This is a genomic window from Ferroacidibacillus organovorans (assembly GCF_001642725.1).
Taxonomy (GTDB): domain Bacteria; phylum Bacillota; class Bacilli; order Alicyclobacillales; family SLC66; genus Ferroacidibacillus; species Ferroacidibacillus organovorans.
The window spans coordinates 69,476-84,889 of record NZ_LSUQ01000004.1; the positions used below are offsets into that span (position 1 = coordinate 69,476).

A 15,414-nucleotide genomic window follows, 5' to 3' on the forward strand; every position below is an offset into this window, starting at 1 on the left:
CGTGATCACGAAGCGGATCATTCCGTGTTTTGATGTGCGAAATGGGCGCGTGGTAAAGTTTCAGTCGTTTTTTGCGAATGAGCGCGATGCCGGGGATCCTGTCATTCTCGCAAAGCGATATGATGAACAGGGCGCAGATGAACTTGTGATGCTCGACATCTCAGCGACACATGAAGGGCGGCGGACGATGCTTGACATCGTGAGTGAAACGGCTGCTCAGGTTTTCATTCCTTTTACTGTTGGTGGAGGGATCGGATCGGTTGCAGAAGTGCGCGACGTCTTGCGGGCGGGTGCCGACAAGGTTTCGCTCAATTCGGCTGCCGTCAAAAATCCCGCGTTGATCTCAGAGTCGGCGAAGCGCTTTGGCTCTCAGTGTGTCGTGATCGCGTTGGATGCGAAACGGCGCACAGAGCAATCGTGGGACGTTCTGGTGAGCGGCGGTCGCATCAACACAGGGAAGAGTGCGGTCGCCTGGGCAAAAGAGGCGGAGGCGCGCGGCGCGGGAGAATTGCTTGTCACAAGTTTTGACGAAGACGGGCAACGTGATGGATATGACCTTGCGCTGACGCGGGCGATCGCGGACGCGGTAAGCATCCCGGTGATCGCGTCGGGTGGCGCGGGGTGCGCAGAACACTTTTATGATGTGTTTACAGCAGGTGGCGCGGATGCTGCGCTTGCCGCTTCGATCTTTCACTTTGCGGAGACATCCGTCACAGAAGTGAAAAAAAATCTTCGCGAAAGGGGAGTGTCGATCCGATGATCCGTGTCGACTTTGATCTGGATCGTCTCGCCTATGACCGTGACGGTCTCGTTCCGGTGATCCTTCAGGACGCGCAGACATACGCTGTCTTGACGCTTGCCTACGCGAATCGCGAGGCTGTCGCGCGAACGATGGAGACAGGGGAGACGTGGCTCTTTAGCCGCTCTCGGAATGAACTTTGGCATAAAGGCACATCGTCTGGCAACCGACAAACGGTACTTTCGATTCATCGCGATTGTGATCATGACGCGCTTTTATATCGGGTCTCGCCACATGGACCGGCCTGCCACACAGGCGCCTATTCTTGTTTTGAAGGGGTCGCCAAGAGCCAGGCGGCGTATGGCGTGCTGGCGGCGCTCGAAGCACTGATTGATCAGCGCTACAGAGAACGGCCGGAAGGTGCCTATACGACCTATCTGTTTGAAAAAGGTGTCGACAAAATTCTTAAAAAATTGGGCGAAGAGACTTCAGAGGTAATTCTCGCTGTGAAAAATGATGATCCCACGGAGATTCGCTATGAGGCGGCTGACTTGCTTTACCATCTGTTTGTCATGCTGCGACATACGGGAATTCCGCTGTCTGCAGTTCTAGAAGAACTGTCCACGCGCTACGAACGACCACGAAAAACTGAGTAAATTCTAATGATCATTCGGACTTTTTTGTGAACCCATTCAAACCGATTGTCGATATTTGACGAATACGAGTTTCGTATGATAGAGTGACCCATTGTGTTGGGTCATTCTAGTTTCTATGGAATAAGATTCTCATCGAAAGTAAACGAAGCATGTGCTACCATAGTTCGTACGTGATAACAAGTTAGAGCGCGTGTTTTTTTCAGGGACTTTTGGATGTCCGTCCCAGGTGGATTTAAAGAACGGTACGTGTTACGTAAGATGGGTGAGGTGAGACCATGTCTACCATTTTATCTGTGGAACATTTAACGACGAGTTTTGGAACGACGAGTGGCTATGTGCCAGCGATTGACGATGTCAGTTTTCACATCGACAAAGGTGAAACACTAGGAATTGTCGGTGAGTCAGGGTGTGGAAAGAGCGTCACTTCGCTTTCCATCATGAAACTGCTTACTGCAAACGGAAAAATCCAATCCGGCAGCATTCAGTTTGAAGACCGCGACCTCGTGAAACTGTCTGAGGCGGACATGCGCAAGGTGCGAGGCAACGACATCGCAATGATCTTTCAGGAGCCGATGACGTCGCTCAATCCAGTGCACAAGATCGGCAAACAGATTACCGAGTCGCTGCGTATTCACAAAGGGATGCGCGGGCCGGCGGCGCGAGCGCGGGCGATCGAACTGCTCAATCTCGTCGGCATTCCTCGCGCGGCAGAGATTGTGGATGAGTACCCCCACCGTCTCTCTGGTGGTATGCGTCAGCGTGTCATGATCGCGATTGCGATGGCGTGTGATCCAAAATTGTTGATCGCAGACGAACCGACGACAGCGCTCGACGTGACCATTCAGGCGCAGATCCTTGATCTGATGAGGAAGTTGAAAGCGGAGCGCCAGATGGCGATGATGCTGATCACGCATGACCTTGGCGTCGTGGCAGAAATGTGTGACCGCGTCGTTGTCATGTATGCTGGGAAAGTCGTTGAGCAAGGAAATGTACGCGATATTTTCCGCAATCCGACGCATCCTTATACGATTGGCCTTTTGAACTCGATTCCAAAGCTTGATGAACGCAAAACGCGACTTGATTCGATTCCAGGCGCTGTGCCAAGCATCGAGAACATGCCTGCGGGTTGCCGCTTTGCGGCGCGCTGTGAACACGCGACGCAGCGGTGTGCTGATGCAGATCCGGGACTTCGCGACGTAAGTGGTGACTATCAAGCACGTTGCGTGCTGGTCTGAAAGGAGGGCGTTTCAGGATGGCCGATGTACAAACTGTGGAACAGGGAAAAATAGCTGCCGACAAAGAGAAGATGCCGCTGCTTGTCGTGCGCGATTTAAAGAAACACTTCCCAATCAAGCGAGGCCTTATTCAGCGCACGGTTGGTCACGTTCGCGCGGTGGACGGCGTGAGCTTGAGCGTGGATACAGGTGAAACGTTCGGTTTGGTCGGCGAGAGCGGTTGCGGCAAATCGACGACAGGACGCTCGATTCTGCGTCTAATTGAACCGACTGCTGGAGAAATTCTCTTTGAAGGTCGCGACATTCGCAAGATGGGCTCGGCGGAAATGCGGCGAATGCGCCGCAAGATGCAGATCGTTTTTCAGGACCCCTACGCGTCACTCAATCCACGCTATACGGTGCGCCAGGTGCTCGAAGAACCGATGCTGATTCACAACCTCTTTTCGACTGCGGCGGAGCGCAAAAAACGCGCCAGTCAACTGATGGAAATCGTCGGGCTGTCCCCCTCGCGTTTGGATCGCTATCCGCACGAGTTTTCAGGCGGCCAGCGTCAGCGCATCGGAATCGCGCGGGCGCTCGCGGTGGACCCGAAATTGATCATCGCGGACGAGCCGGTCTCGGCGCTTGACGTTTCAGTGCAGTCGCAGGTGCTGAACCTGCTTGATGACCTGCAAAAAGAGTTGGGGCTTGCCTATGTGTTTATCGCGCACGATCTGAGTGTCGTAAAACACATCAGCGATCGCATCGGTGTCATGTATCTCGGGCGCATGGTGGAGCTGTCACCGGCTGACGCGCTCTATTCGGAACCGTTGCACCCATACTCACAGGCGCTGCTCTCAGCGGTGCCAGTTCCTGACCCGGAGGCGAAACGTGATCGGATTATCTTGCAAGGGGATCTCCCGAGCCCCTCAAAGCCTCCTACAGGTTGCCCGTTTCACCCGCGGTGTAAAGACGCGAAAGACATTTGCAAAACGGTGGTTCCAACGTGGGAAGAGATTCGCCCCGACCACTTTGTCGCTTGTCATCTGTACTCCTAATTAGGACAGATTCAGAGAGGAGGAATGATCGTGGCAACCGTGATGGAAACGCAAAATGGGATCAAGCAAACACTTGCTTATCCACAGAAAAAACCTGCTCCGCGCGTGTGGCGACTGTTAAAGGCATATCCTTTGGTCTTTCTGGGTGGAATTCTGGTGCTCGGACTTATCTTTGTCGCCGTATTTGCACCGCAGTTGCAACACTTTAATCCAAACCAGCAATTCCAGAATGGACTCTCCGCCATGGGCGGGCCATTGCCACCAAACTCCACCTTCGTGTTTGGAACAGACGATCTCGGTCGAGACATTTTTAGTCGCGTGTTGTTTGGCGCTCGCGTTTCGCTCGAAGTAGGCGTTTTTTCCAGCATCATCAGTCTGTTTATCGGTACGTCACTCGGCATCATCTCCGGCTATTTTGGGAAATTTGTAGATACGGTCATCATGCGTTTGACCGATATCATGCTTGCTTTCCCACTGATTCTGTTTGTTGTGGCGCTCGTCGCGTCGCTTGGGCAGAGCATCACCAACCTGTTTATTGCAATCGGCGTTCTCGGGTGGGCGGTCACAGCGCGCGTTGTGCGCGCGCAGGTGCTCTCTGTGAAGGAGTATGAGTACGTACAGGCAGCCAAGGCGCTCGGCGCGTCTAACTGGCGAATCCTGACGAAAATCATCTTCCCGAACATCATTCCGCCAGTGATTGTCTTGACGACGCTTTCAATCGGCAATAACATGTTGCTAGAGTCGACACTCAGTTACCTCGGGATCGGTGTCGCTCCGCCGAATGCAAGTTGGGGCAACATGCTTGCGGAAGGCCAGCAGGTTTTCCAGTACGCGCCGTGGCTTCTTTATTACCCAGGGCTTGCACTTCTCTTAGCCGTTCTCGGCTTTAACCTCCTTGGGGATGGTCTGCGCGAAGCGTTTAATCCGCGCCGCGTCCGCTAAGGAGATAGAGCAAATCGCTAGGCAATCATCATAGAGGGGGAACACGCATGAAGATAAATAAAAAGACGCGCCTGCTGGGTGTCGTCGCATCGGTTACACTGCTCGGCGCGGCACTCGCTGGCTGCAGCACACAACCGTCTGCAACATCGCAAGCGCCTACCACACCTACCGCTCCTGCGACAACGGGCGCACAACCGGTCTACGGCGGAACGCTAAACCTTGATTTGGCGGGCGCTTTCCCACACCTTGACCCAGTCAAGGCGTACGATACGACCTCGTATGAGGCGGTACTTCAGTTTTACAATCAGCTCGTGACGTACAAAGGCGCGACGAATACGATTATTCCGAGCTTGGCTTCGCGCTACACGATCAGCCCGAACGGTAAAGTGTATACCTTTTACTTAGCGAATGCGAAGTTCTGGAATGGTCACCCGGTGACAGCGCAGAGCTTTATCACCGAGTTTGAGCGCGTGTTGAACCCTGTGAACAGCAGCGGCGGCCAAGGGTTTATCGATCCGTTCATCGCAGGCTCGAACGCGTACTACAGCGGTCACGCCAAGACGATCTCTGGACTGAAATCGCTCAACGGCGGCAAGACGCTCCAAATCACTTTGACCCAGCGTGATCCAGTCTTCTTGTATGTGCTCGCGATGCCGTTTTTCTCGGCAGTCGATCCGACCTATATCGCGGGGCACAGCGAGTCGTACATCGATCACAACCCAATGGGTACAGGTCCGTTCTATCTTGCGAGCTATCAACCGAACCAACAGTGGGTACTCAAGAAGAACCCGCACTATTTCCAAAAGGGTATCCCTTATCTGAATGAGATTGTGTTTACAAACAACTCGTCTCCTTCGGCGGAACTTCTGCACTACAAGCAAGGCTTGACGGGGCTACTCGGCTACAACATCGGCGGTAACGGCATTCCGTCGCAAGACTATTTGCCGATTGTCATGAGCCCGACGTACAGCAAGCAGGTGTACAAAGTGGTTCAGGTGGCGACTCAGTATATCGGCCTTAACAACAAGGTCGGCCCGACGGCAAACGTAAAAGTCCGTCGCGCGCTCGAGTACGCGATCAACAAGAACTACCTTGTCAAAGTTTTGGGTGGACGCGCACTCCCGGCGAACCAGATCATCCCGCCGAGCATGCCTTCTGGCTATGAGGCGAAACTGCCGGCGAATGCGACGTATTCGTACAATCCGGCGCTCGCAAAGAAACTGCTCGCGCAAGCTGGCTACCCGCACGGCTTTACGACAACGATCTACTGTGACAACTCGAACCCAGACGATCTGCGGATCACTGAAGCGGTGCAGAGCATGTTGAAGGCAGTCGGCGTGACGGCGAACATTAATCAGTCGTCGTGGGGTACGTTCTTGACCAACAACGAGACGGGCAATCAGCCGATGTTTAACCTGGCGTGGGTTGAGGATTTCCCGGATCCGTCTGACTTCTTGAACACACTGTTCAATTCCAACCAACGACCGGTTAACAACTCGACGATGTACTCCAATCCGGCGGTTGACAAACTGCTAAACACTGCAGCAAACATGCCTGCGGGAACAGCGCGTGACAATCTCTACAAGCAAGCGCAAAACATCATCATGTCGCAAGCTGCGTGGATTCCATACGCGTATCCAGTCTTCACAGCGGCTGTCCAGCCTTGGCTGAAAGGGTACTATCTGAACCCAAATCAGGTCGATCCACTGCAATACGTTTGGATCGCGAAGCACTAAGAGATTTTCAACTGGGTTTCAGCGTCATCTGGCGCTGAAACCCAGCCTTTAAGGGGGTAGGGATTGCCGTGATTTCGTATATCATTCGCCGTCTCGGTGGATCTGTGATTGTTCTTTTTGGGATCGCACTCATTACCTTTATCCTCGCATATGCCGTTCCGTCTGACCCTGCGCGCATGATTCTCGGTCAGCATGCGACCCTTCAACAGGTGGACGCGCTGCGCAAGCAGATGGGGCTCGATGAACCCTTTATTCAGCAATTCGGAAACTATCTTATGAATATCATACACGGCAATCTTGGCTTCTCCTTTCTTCAAAACTTGCCTGTCGCCACGTTGATTGGTCAGCGGCTCCCCGCAACCTTTCAACTCGCGCTAGTCGCGTGGTTGATGGAACTTATTATCGGATTGCCAATCGGCGTTTTTATGGCGCTTAAAGATCGCAAGATGACCGATCATGTGTTCAACCTGGTCAGTCTGATCGGCATTAGCTTGCCAACGTTCTTTGTCGGCCTTGAACTGATGTATTGGGTCGCATATCGCGCCAATCTCTTTCCGGTGGGCGGCACAGGCGGACTATCGTTTGTCATTCTTCCTGGTCTCACGTACGGGATTACGGGCGCGGCTTATTATTCGCGACTGCTTAAATCGAGTATGGTGGACGTACTCAATTCTGACTATATTCGCACAGCGAGAGCGAAGGGCGCAGCGCCTCTTCGTGTGATCATGGGTCACGCGTTTCGCAACGCAATCATTCCGGTGATCACGTATGGCGCAACGGATATTGGCGCACTGTTTGGTGGAATTGTCGTTATCGAAGATGTCTTCGGATACTCTGGGATTGGACAGATGGCGGTGCAGGCGATCAACAATCTTGACACGCCTATCATCATGGGGACGGTGCTCTTCGCCGCTGTATTCGTCGTCGCGTTTAACTTTATTGTTGACTTGCTCTACGGACTGATTGATCCGCGCATCACGTATTGAGATTTGCGAGAAGATAAAAGCCCCTTTGTGCAGCATCTGCACAAAGGGGCTTTTTGACGGGTGTGTGCCTAGATTTCGGAGGGGGCCTCGATGCCGAGCCATGTCATGGCGTGCAAGAGTGCGACGCGTACAGCGTCGGTCAACGCAAGGCGCATCGCCTTGAGCTCGCCGTCGGACGTGAGGATGGGGCAGTCGTGATAAAAGCGATTGAACGCCTGTGCGATATCGAGCGCGTGTTTTGCAACGAGTGAGGGATCGCGTTCCTCAATCGCGCGCACACGAATCGCCTCAATGCCTTGAAGTGTGAGTGTGAGATACCATGTGGCGTCGTCGACCGCATCTTCTGCGTGCGTATTTGGCAGAGATGTGACCCACCCTTCTACCGAGGGACCTGCTTGAAGCACACCTGCCTTGCGCAGAATCGAACACGTCCGCGCGTGTGCGTACTGGACGTAGGGACCCGTTTCGCCGTCAAACGCGAGTGCGGTGTCCATCGTAAAATCAATGTCGTGAAGTCGGTACGTTTTAAGATCATTGAAGATCACGGCACCGACGCCTACCGCGCGAGCCACCGCGTCTGCATTTTGTAAGTGAGGATTTTTCTCTTCGATGATGGCGCGGGCGCGGGTGATCGCTTCATCTAAAACCTCTTGTAAACGAACGATCTGACCTTTTCGCGTCGACATTTTCTTTCCACCCATGCGCATCAAGCCAAACGCGATATGCTCACACGCGTCGGCAAACGTGTACCCCATTTTCCGAAGAACTGCGAACACCTGTTGAAAGTGCAGGCGCTGTTCGCCCCCGACGACATAGAGCAGGTGATCTGCGTGAAAATGACGGGCGCGATACAGTGCAGCCGCTAAGTCACGCGTTGGATAAAGCGTTGCTCCGTCTGAGCGACGAATCAGACACGGCGGCATGGTCTCCCCAAGCTGTACCACTTCGGCGCCGTCACTCTCTTCGAGCAATCCTTTTTCGCGCAATTCGTCGACGACAGCGTCCATTTTGTCGTTGTAGAAGCTTTCACCCAAATTATAGTCAAACTTCGTGCCAAGCAGACGGTACGTTTTCTCAAACTCTTTCATACTCACGTCAATCATGTAGCGCCAGAGCGTCAAATCTTCTTCGTTGCCATCTTCCAATCGTTTGAACGCGGCGCGTGCCGCGTCGTCAAGCTCGGGGCGCTCGTTTGCCTCCTCGTGAAACTGGACGTAGAGGCGATTCAATTCCGTGATCGGATTGGCACTGACCGTGGCTTCGTCCCCATAGGTGCGATACGCGACGATGATCTTGCCAAACTGCGTACCCCAATCGCCGAGGTGATTGATTCGCACCGTTTTGTATCCGGATGTTTCAAACAAGTTGGCGAGTGCTGTGCCAATTACCGTCGAGCGAAGATGTCCCATGGAAAAGGGTTTGGCGATGTTTGGCGAAGAGAGATCGATCGCCACCGTTTGTCCCGCGCCGCGCGCGTCTTGAAAGACAGTTTCGTTCGAGCGCAAATGCACGAGCGTATCGGTCGTGACCGTTTCACGTGTTAAGCGCACGTTGAGATAACCGCCCGTCGCCTCTGCGTGATGGACAATCGTACACGTCTGAAGATCTTGTGCGAGTGCTTGGGCGATCACGGGTGGCGCAAGACGCATCGTTTTTGCCAGTTTGAAGCAGGGAAGCGCAAGATCCCCGAGCGTTCGATCCGGCGGAACTTCCATTAAGTTTGCCAATTCTTCTGCGGTCCATCCTGTCTGCGCGACAAAATGGGACGCGATTTGAAGTTTGTAACGTTGCAACACCATAACGTCCTCTCTACGTTCGACTGCACTTCCTGACATTATAACCGAGTCTTGACGGAGGCGGCAATTTTCCCCTGTATGACAGTCGACTTTTTGCTGTGCTATACTTAATTTCGTAGATCAACTCCCATCATGCCACTGAGGAGGTTGCTTCATGGAAGGTCGGGAGAAGGGAAAAAAGATTGTGCCGTTTGCGGCAGATGCAGCGTTCTTCTTTGAGCGGGGTGTGCGGTTTCTTAACCGGCACGATTTATCGCGTGCGCTCAAATCGTTTCAGCGTGCCGTCGATTGTGAGCCGGGAAATGCGGTCAATCACTGTAATTTAGCAGGTGTGCTTTCCGAACTCGGCGATTTTGAAAAATCAAATGAGATTTTGCAAGGCGTGGTCGAATCGATCGCCCCGGATATGAGCGAGTGCTACTTTTATATGGCGAATAACTATGCCAATCTAGGACAATACGAGCTTGCAGAAGAGCATGTCGTCAAGTATCTGGAAGAGGATCCTTCGGGTGAGTTTGCACCTGATGCGGATGAGATGCTTGACGTATTGATCCACGAGTTTGGCGGCGGCGAAATCCTGCGCGAGCGACGACGCCAGCAGCACGAAACGACGCGGGAGAAAGACCTCGCGCGTACGCTTTTAGAAGAAGGAAAGTTTCACGAGGCGAGCGAACTGCTAGAACAGGAGATTAGCCGCCAGGATGACGCGATTGCTGCGCGCAATAATCTTGCGCTGGCGCGCTACTATCTGGGGCAAATGGATCGCGCGATTGCGCTCTGTGAAGAAGTGCTGGAGCGGGATCCTGCGAATGTTCACGCGCTGTGTAACCTGGTGGTTTTTTATCGGCATTGCGGCCAGGATGAAACGTATCACACACTGCTCGATTTTTTAAAGAAGCTTGTCCCGCTCCAGTTTGATCAAGGGTATAAACTCGCGACAACGCTCGGAATTCTCGGTGAGCATCAAGCAGCGTATCGGATCTTTTTGCAATTGATTCAATACGGAGATCGGCATGACCCGACGCTTTATTTTGCTCTCGCTGCGGCGAGTGCAAACCTCGGGCAAATCAAGCGCGCCAGGCAGTGGCTGCTTGAGGTGCAGGCGCTCGATCCGGAGACGGACATTGCAGACTACTACCTGCGCGAGATGGATCGCGTGGTCGATGCGCGCGGGAAGTTTTTTATGAGCTACACGTACCAGCTTCCCTTTCACCTGCGCAACAGTGGAACGACTGGACTCATGCAACAAAAGGGCGCGACGCAGGTCGTTCATTGGGCGAAGGATCCAAGCGTTCGCTCGTCGCTCTATTTTGCGCTTTATCGCGGGCCATACTCGACGAAGCGTGAGGCACTTCAGGCGTTTGCAGTGCTTGGCGATCGCGAGACGACGCATATTTTAAAGGAGTTTGTCAAAGACACAGGCCAGTCCCAGGATATCATTTGGAATGGACTGTTCGTATTGCAACGGATGGGGATTCACGAAACGATCCCGGCCTATCTCCAAGGGGCGCTACAGGACGTTAGCATTCCCATGCAGGATGAGCGACTTCTTATGTGGAACAAGTTACTGCTCTCGATCTTGAAGGATGTGCATCAACAGATGGCGGCGCGCGATCAGGAACTGACACACGTTGCAACGGAACTCTGGCTGCGCTATGTGCAGGCGGTTTATACGGATCTCCCGCGCATCGTCAAACGAAGCGTCTGGTCGGCGGCGCTCGACTACGTGACGCGAAGATACTCTGGACGCACAGAGCCGCAGGCGGTTGTAGCGGCGCGTTACGAGGTCTCCGTCAAGGCGCTTTCAAAAGCTGCACACGCGATCATGATTACACTGTAATTTGAACGCTCACGAGAAAAGGATTTGCGCGAGAATAATGGGAGTTGCGCGTGTGGGAGGCGAACGTGGAAGACTTTTTTATTGTCGGCACAGCCGGCCACATCGATCACGGAAAAACGACGCTCGTCGCGGCGCTTACAGGTGTGGATACGGATCGAATGAAAGAAGAGAAGGAGAGGGGCATCTCGATTGATCTGGGATTCGCCCCTTTTCGCTTGCCAAGTGGCAAGCGTATTGGGATTGTCGATGTGCCAGGACACGAGCGTTTCATCCGCAATATGTTGGCGGGAGCCGGCGGGATGGACGTAATTCTGCTCATCGTGGATGCGCGCGAAGGGGTAATGCCGCAAACGCGTGAACACCTTGCGATTCTGAGCCTATTGTCTGTCACGGCGGGAATTGTCGTGTTTACAAAGAGAGACTTGGTGGATGAGGAGTGGCTGGAACTCGTTAAGGAAGAGACAGCGCGCGAATTAAAGGGAACGTTTCTTGAAGAATCCCCCTTTCTCGCAGTTTCTGCCAAAACGGGGGATGGCATCGACGCGTTAAAGCAGGCAATCGAGGAGCAATTAAAGCGCGCCCATCCGAAACCACGGGATGGCGCGTTTCGCATGCCCTTGGATCAGATCTTTTCAGTGCCCGGCATCGGGACGGTGGTGACCGGGACGGTGTGGCGCGGAAGCGTCGCTGTGGGTGACACGCTCAGCGTTTACCCTGCGGGGGAGCGCGTGCGGGTGCGCAGTGTCGAAGTGCACGGGCAAGCAGTCGAGCGCGCCTTTGCGGGACAGCGGACGGCCGTCTCTTTAACGGGTGGAAAGCTAGAGCTGGAACGCGGGATGACCCTTGCTATTCACGACGGGTATGAAACGACACGTCTGCTCGACGTACGCATCCAGATGCTTAAAGACAGTGAACGTTCGCTCGAGCACAGACAGCGCGTTCGCGTCTACGCGGGGACGGCCGAGATTCTCGGGCGGGTGCTCATGCTTGGCGTGCAGAATCTGCAAGCGGGTGAAGAGGGACTCGCGCAGCTTTTACTCGAACAGGATGCGGTTTTTGAGGCGCGCGATCATTTTGTCTTGCGCTCCTATTCGCCGATGCACACGATTGGCGGAGGGGTAATTATTGATCCACATCCGCCTCGACTGCACCGTCGCCACAGTGAACTTGTGCGCGAGCGGTTGATTCGCAAAGAGCAGGGAAGCCCTGAGGAGCGTGTGCTCGAATCGCTATTTCAAAGACCGCTGGTGCAGGGGATCGATGAGCTTTCAGCGACGCTTGGCCTCGGAAAAGCGGAGATTGAACAAGCGATCGATACGCTTCGTGGGGATGGGTTGCTCGTCACAAAAACGGGGTTTCTTTTGTCGCGAGCGTATCTTTTGGATTGTCTGACACACGCAAAACGTACGCTTGATACCTATTTTGAGCGAAACAAATACGATGTATTTGCGCCAAAATCGCTCATCTTTCAGATGTTACGCGAGCGAGGTCTCGATACCCGCTCTGCAGAGGATGTGTTTCAACTCATGTGTGAGCAGGGCGCCTTTACGCTTTTGGGTGAGCGCATTCGCTCGGATCGTGAGGTTCCTTTACAGCCGTTTGAGCGGGAGATCTATGATCGAATCCTCGACACACTCCACACCTCGCTTTTCTCGCCACCCGCGATTCAGGAACTTGAAGCACGCGAAAAAAACCGCGATCGCGTTGTTAAAAATATGATGCATCTTTTGGAACAAGAAGGTAAAATCAGCATCATCAGTCCGGATCTAGTATTGAGCGCCGAAGCACTGCGCGAGGCGGATCGTTTGGCGCGCGACCTGACTGTGGAGCACGGCTCTTTCACGATGGCTCAGTTTCGCGACGCCATTGGCAGTAGCCGGAAGTTTGCGCTGGCGATTTTGGAGTATTTTGATCGACAAAAGCGTACGAAGCGCACGGGTGATGTGCGGACGTACCTATAATTGAAAATCCAAAAATGGATAGGGTGGGGACAATTTCCGCTACATATCGTGTTCCATACCACGATAAGCCAGTTTATGGTGTTGTGAGCGTTCCCGGGTCTAAGTCGATCACGAATCGGGCGTTGGCGATTGCGGCGCTCGCAAAGGGTGCGACGCGCTTAAACAACGCCCTGTTCAGTGACGACAGCCGCATCCTCATGGCTGCGCTGCGCACGGTTGGGTACACGGTGAATGCAGATGAAGCGAGTGCGACAATCGATGTTTTTGGCGCGCAAACCGAGCCGCTACAACAGCGTGCGGAATATGACCTATTCGTCGGGAATTCAGGTACGAGCACGCGGTTTTTGACTGCACTTTTGGCGCTCGGCAAGGGCGTCTATCGCATGGATGGCGTTGCGCGGATGCGTGAACGGCCGCTTGGCGACCTGCTAAATAGCTTGCGCGCTATGGGCGTCGATGTACGCGATTTGTTAGGGACGGGATGTCCACCGATTGAGATTCGCGGCGCGGGACTCCCCGGAGGGACGGTTTCGATTCGCGGCGATGAGAGCAGCCAGTTTGTGTCGGCGCTGCTCATGGCGGCACCGTACGCGCAAAGCCCGCTGCGCATCGAGATTCTTGGGGAATTGGTCTCCGAGCCGTACGTGGAAATGACGCGGTCCATGATGGCAGCGTTTGGCGTTCACACGGTTCGTCGGGAGCGTATTTTGGAGATTCCACAGGGTGTGTATCAAGCGAATACAACGTATGATATTGAACCGGACGCGTCGGGTGCGAGCTATTTTATGGCGGCAGTGGCGCTTTGCGGCGGTGAGGTGACGATTCGCGGGTTGACGCGTGAGTCACTGCAAGGGGATGTTGCGTTTGCTGATGTGCTGGAGCAAATGGGATGTACGGTGACATTTTCTTCACACGGAGTCACGATTGCGCGCGGAGATGAACCCCTGCGCGGTGTCGATGTCGATTTGTTTCACCTCTCTGACACGGTGCCAACACTCGCGGCGATCGCTCCCTTCGCCTCATCGGCGGTCACCATTCGCAATGTCGCAAACATTCGCGTCAAGGAGACGGATCGCATCGCGGCGTGTGTCGCAGAACTTCGCGCGTTTGGCGTCGAGGTTGAAGAATTTGCAGATGGGATGCGCATCTCCCCTTGCCGCAATCTCCGCGAGGGCGTGTCGGTCAGGACGTATGATGACCATCGCATGGCGATGGCGTTCAGCCTGCTCGGAATGCGCGTTCACGACACGCAGATTCTCGATCCGATGTGTGTTTCAAAAACGTTTCCGACCTACTATGAACATTTCGAGAAACTTCTTGATCTTTCCTAGATACAACGGTAACCGAAACTTTACTCTCGTGTAACGGCTTTGCAATCTTCGTCGCTTATGATGATCTTGTAACATATTTGACCCCCTTTTGATGATTGTCTTTGCGTGACGTGGGCATGTTGCCTAGCGTTGCGTCTTTTTTTTGTCTTCATGTTACAATGCATTCAATATGATGCGAGCGCTTAGGTAGCTAGGAGGTCATGTATGCGAAAAGCGGTAGGTATTGATCTTGGCGGTACGTTTATGAAAGGGGCAGTCGTCGCGCAAGGCGGCGAAATCCTTGTGAAAGATGAGATTCCAACGCGTGCGGACGAAGGCGCGGAACGCGTCCTTGAGCGACTCGCGGTGATGATTCGCGATCTTGCAACGCGCGCGCAGGTCCCGCTCTCGGAGCTCGCCGGTATCGGTGTGACGATTCCGGGATTTCTTGATCGAAAGACTGGCGTCGCAAAAGAAGTGGTCAACATGGGGTGGCGTGACGTTCCTGTCGGTCAGTTGCTTGGGTCGGCGCTCGAATTGCCGATTCGACTAGAGAATGATGCAAATGCGGCCGCGTTCGGAGAGGCGATCGCGGGAGCAGGAAAAGGTCGAGTGAACGTTTTGTGCGTTACGCTTGGCACAGGTGTCGGCGGCGGAATCGTGCTTGATCACCGAATTCTTCACGGGCAGAGTGATATGGCCGGCGAAATTGGACATATTGTGCTTGATCCCGAAGGCGCACTCTGTAATTGCGGGCATCGCGGGTGCCTTGAGACGACATCGTCTGCGACAGGGGTTTCGCGCATGGCGAAGGAAGCGGTGGCATCAGGGGTTGAAACAACGCTCGCTCAGTGCGAAGAGATCACCGCGAAGGACGTTTTTATGGCGGCGGCGCGCGGCGATGAGGCTGCGTCCCATGTGGTGGCGCGCGCGATTGAACGCCTGGGGCAGGGGCTGGCGATTGCGGCTAATCTTTTGAACCCGGACATCATCGTGGTAGGCGGCGGGATGTCGCGCGCCGGTGACGCTCTTTTTCATCCACTGCAACACGCATTCTCGCGGTATGCGCTCACACGCGTGCGCCACGCTGTTCAGGTGGTTCCGGCCACGCTTGGCAATGACGCAGGCGTCGTCGGTGTCGCGCATCTCGCGTTTGAATAAACTAGAAATGGATCG

General features: G+C 54.1%; 12 protein-coding genes. 11 read left to right on the top strand and 1 reads right to left on the bottom strand.

What is annotated here, in order from left to right:
- Position 1: 1 nt before the first annotated feature.
- From hisF to AYW79_RS02270, 7 genes are all read left to right on the top strand, one after another.
- Complete coding sequence (gene hisF, locus AYW79_RS02240; protein WP_067561082.1) at positions 2-760, top strand: imidazole glycerol phosphate synthase subunit HisF; 759 nt, start codon at positions 2-4, stop codon at positions 758-760.
- Entirely contained in the window at positions 757-1,395 is a 639-nt protein-coding gene (gene hisIE, locus AYW79_RS02245) for a bifunctional phosphoribosyl-AMP cyclohydrolase/phosphoribosyl-ATP diphosphatase HisIE (protein ID WP_067561084.1), read from the top strand. The genes hisF and hisIE overlap by 4 nt, the downstream gene beginning before the upstream one ends.
- Before the next feature lie 275 nt (positions 1,396-1,670).
- On the top strand, positions 1,671-2,630 hold the full coding sequence (locus tag AYW79_RS02250; protein ID WP_067561086.1) for an ABC transporter ATP-binding protein: 960 nt from the start codon (positions 1,671-1,673) through the stop codon (positions 2,628-2,630).
- 17 nt (positions 2,631-2,647) lie between these two features.
- A complete protein-coding gene (locus AYW79_RS02255; protein ID WP_231877860.1) occupies positions 2,648-3,667 on the top strand; it encodes an ABC transporter ATP-binding protein in 1,020 nt (339 codons plus the stop codon).
- A 30-nt stretch (positions 3,668-3,697) separates the two neighbouring features.
- Positions 3,698-4,609, top strand: coding sequence for an ABC transporter permease (locus AYW79_RS02260; protein WP_197460987.1), 912 nt, complete (start codon positions 3,698-3,700; stop codon positions 4,607-4,609).
- A gap of 47 nt (positions 4,610-4,656) precedes the next feature.
- The gene (locus AYW79_RS02265; protein WP_067561088.1) at positions 4,657-6,345 is read left to right on the top strand and encodes an ABC transporter substrate-binding protein; all 1,689 of its coding nucleotides are present in this window, start codon (positions 4,657-4,659) and stop codon (positions 6,343-6,345) included.
- A gap of 68 nt (positions 6,346-6,413) precedes the next feature.
- Positions 6,414-7,331 carry an ABC transporter permease gene (locus tag AYW79_RS02270; protein WP_067561090.1) on the top strand — a complete coding sequence of 306 codons (918 nt, stop codon included), beginning with the start codon at positions 6,414-6,416 and terminating at the stop codon, positions 7,329-7,331.
- Positions 7,332-7,399: 68 nt separating this feature from the next.
- Here AYW79_RS02270 and argS read toward each other — a convergent pair whose 3' ends face one another.
- Positions 7,400-9,130: an arginine--tRNA ligase gene (argS, locus tag AYW79_RS02275; protein WP_082806743.1), complete on the bottom strand. Its 1,731-nt coding sequence runs from the start codon at positions 9,128-9,130 to the stop codon at positions 7,400-7,402.
- Between the two features lie 151 nt (positions 9,131-9,281).
- Here argS and AYW79_RS02280 point away from each other — a divergent pair, with 151 nt between their 5' ends.
- From AYW79_RS02280 to AYW79_RS02295, 4 genes are all read left to right on the top strand, one after another.
- Positions 9,282-10,967 carry a tetratricopeptide repeat protein gene (locus tag AYW79_RS02280; RefSeq protein ID WP_067561091.1) on the top strand — a complete coding sequence of 562 codons (1,686 nt, stop codon included), beginning with the start codon at positions 9,282-9,284 and terminating at the stop codon, positions 10,965-10,967.
- A gap of 65 nt (positions 10,968-11,032) precedes the next feature.
- Positions 11,033-12,928, top strand: a complete 1,896-nt coding sequence (gene selB, locus AYW79_RS02285) for a selenocysteine-specific translation elongation factor (protein ID WP_197460988.1) — start codon at positions 11,033-11,035, stop codon at positions 12,926-12,928.
- Positions 12,929-12,942: 14 nt separating this feature from the next.
- On the top strand, positions 12,943-14,259 hold the full coding sequence (gene aroA / locus AYW79_RS02290; RefSeq protein WP_067561093.1) for a 3-phosphoshikimate 1-carboxyvinyltransferase: 1,317 nt from the start codon (positions 12,943-12,945) through the stop codon (positions 14,257-14,259).
- A gap of 204 nt (positions 14,260-14,463) precedes the next feature.
- Entirely contained in the window at positions 14,464-15,399 is a 936-nt protein-coding gene (locus AYW79_RS02295) for an ROK family protein (RefSeq protein WP_067561095.1), read from the top strand.
- Positions 15,400-15,414: the final 15 nt, after the last annotated feature.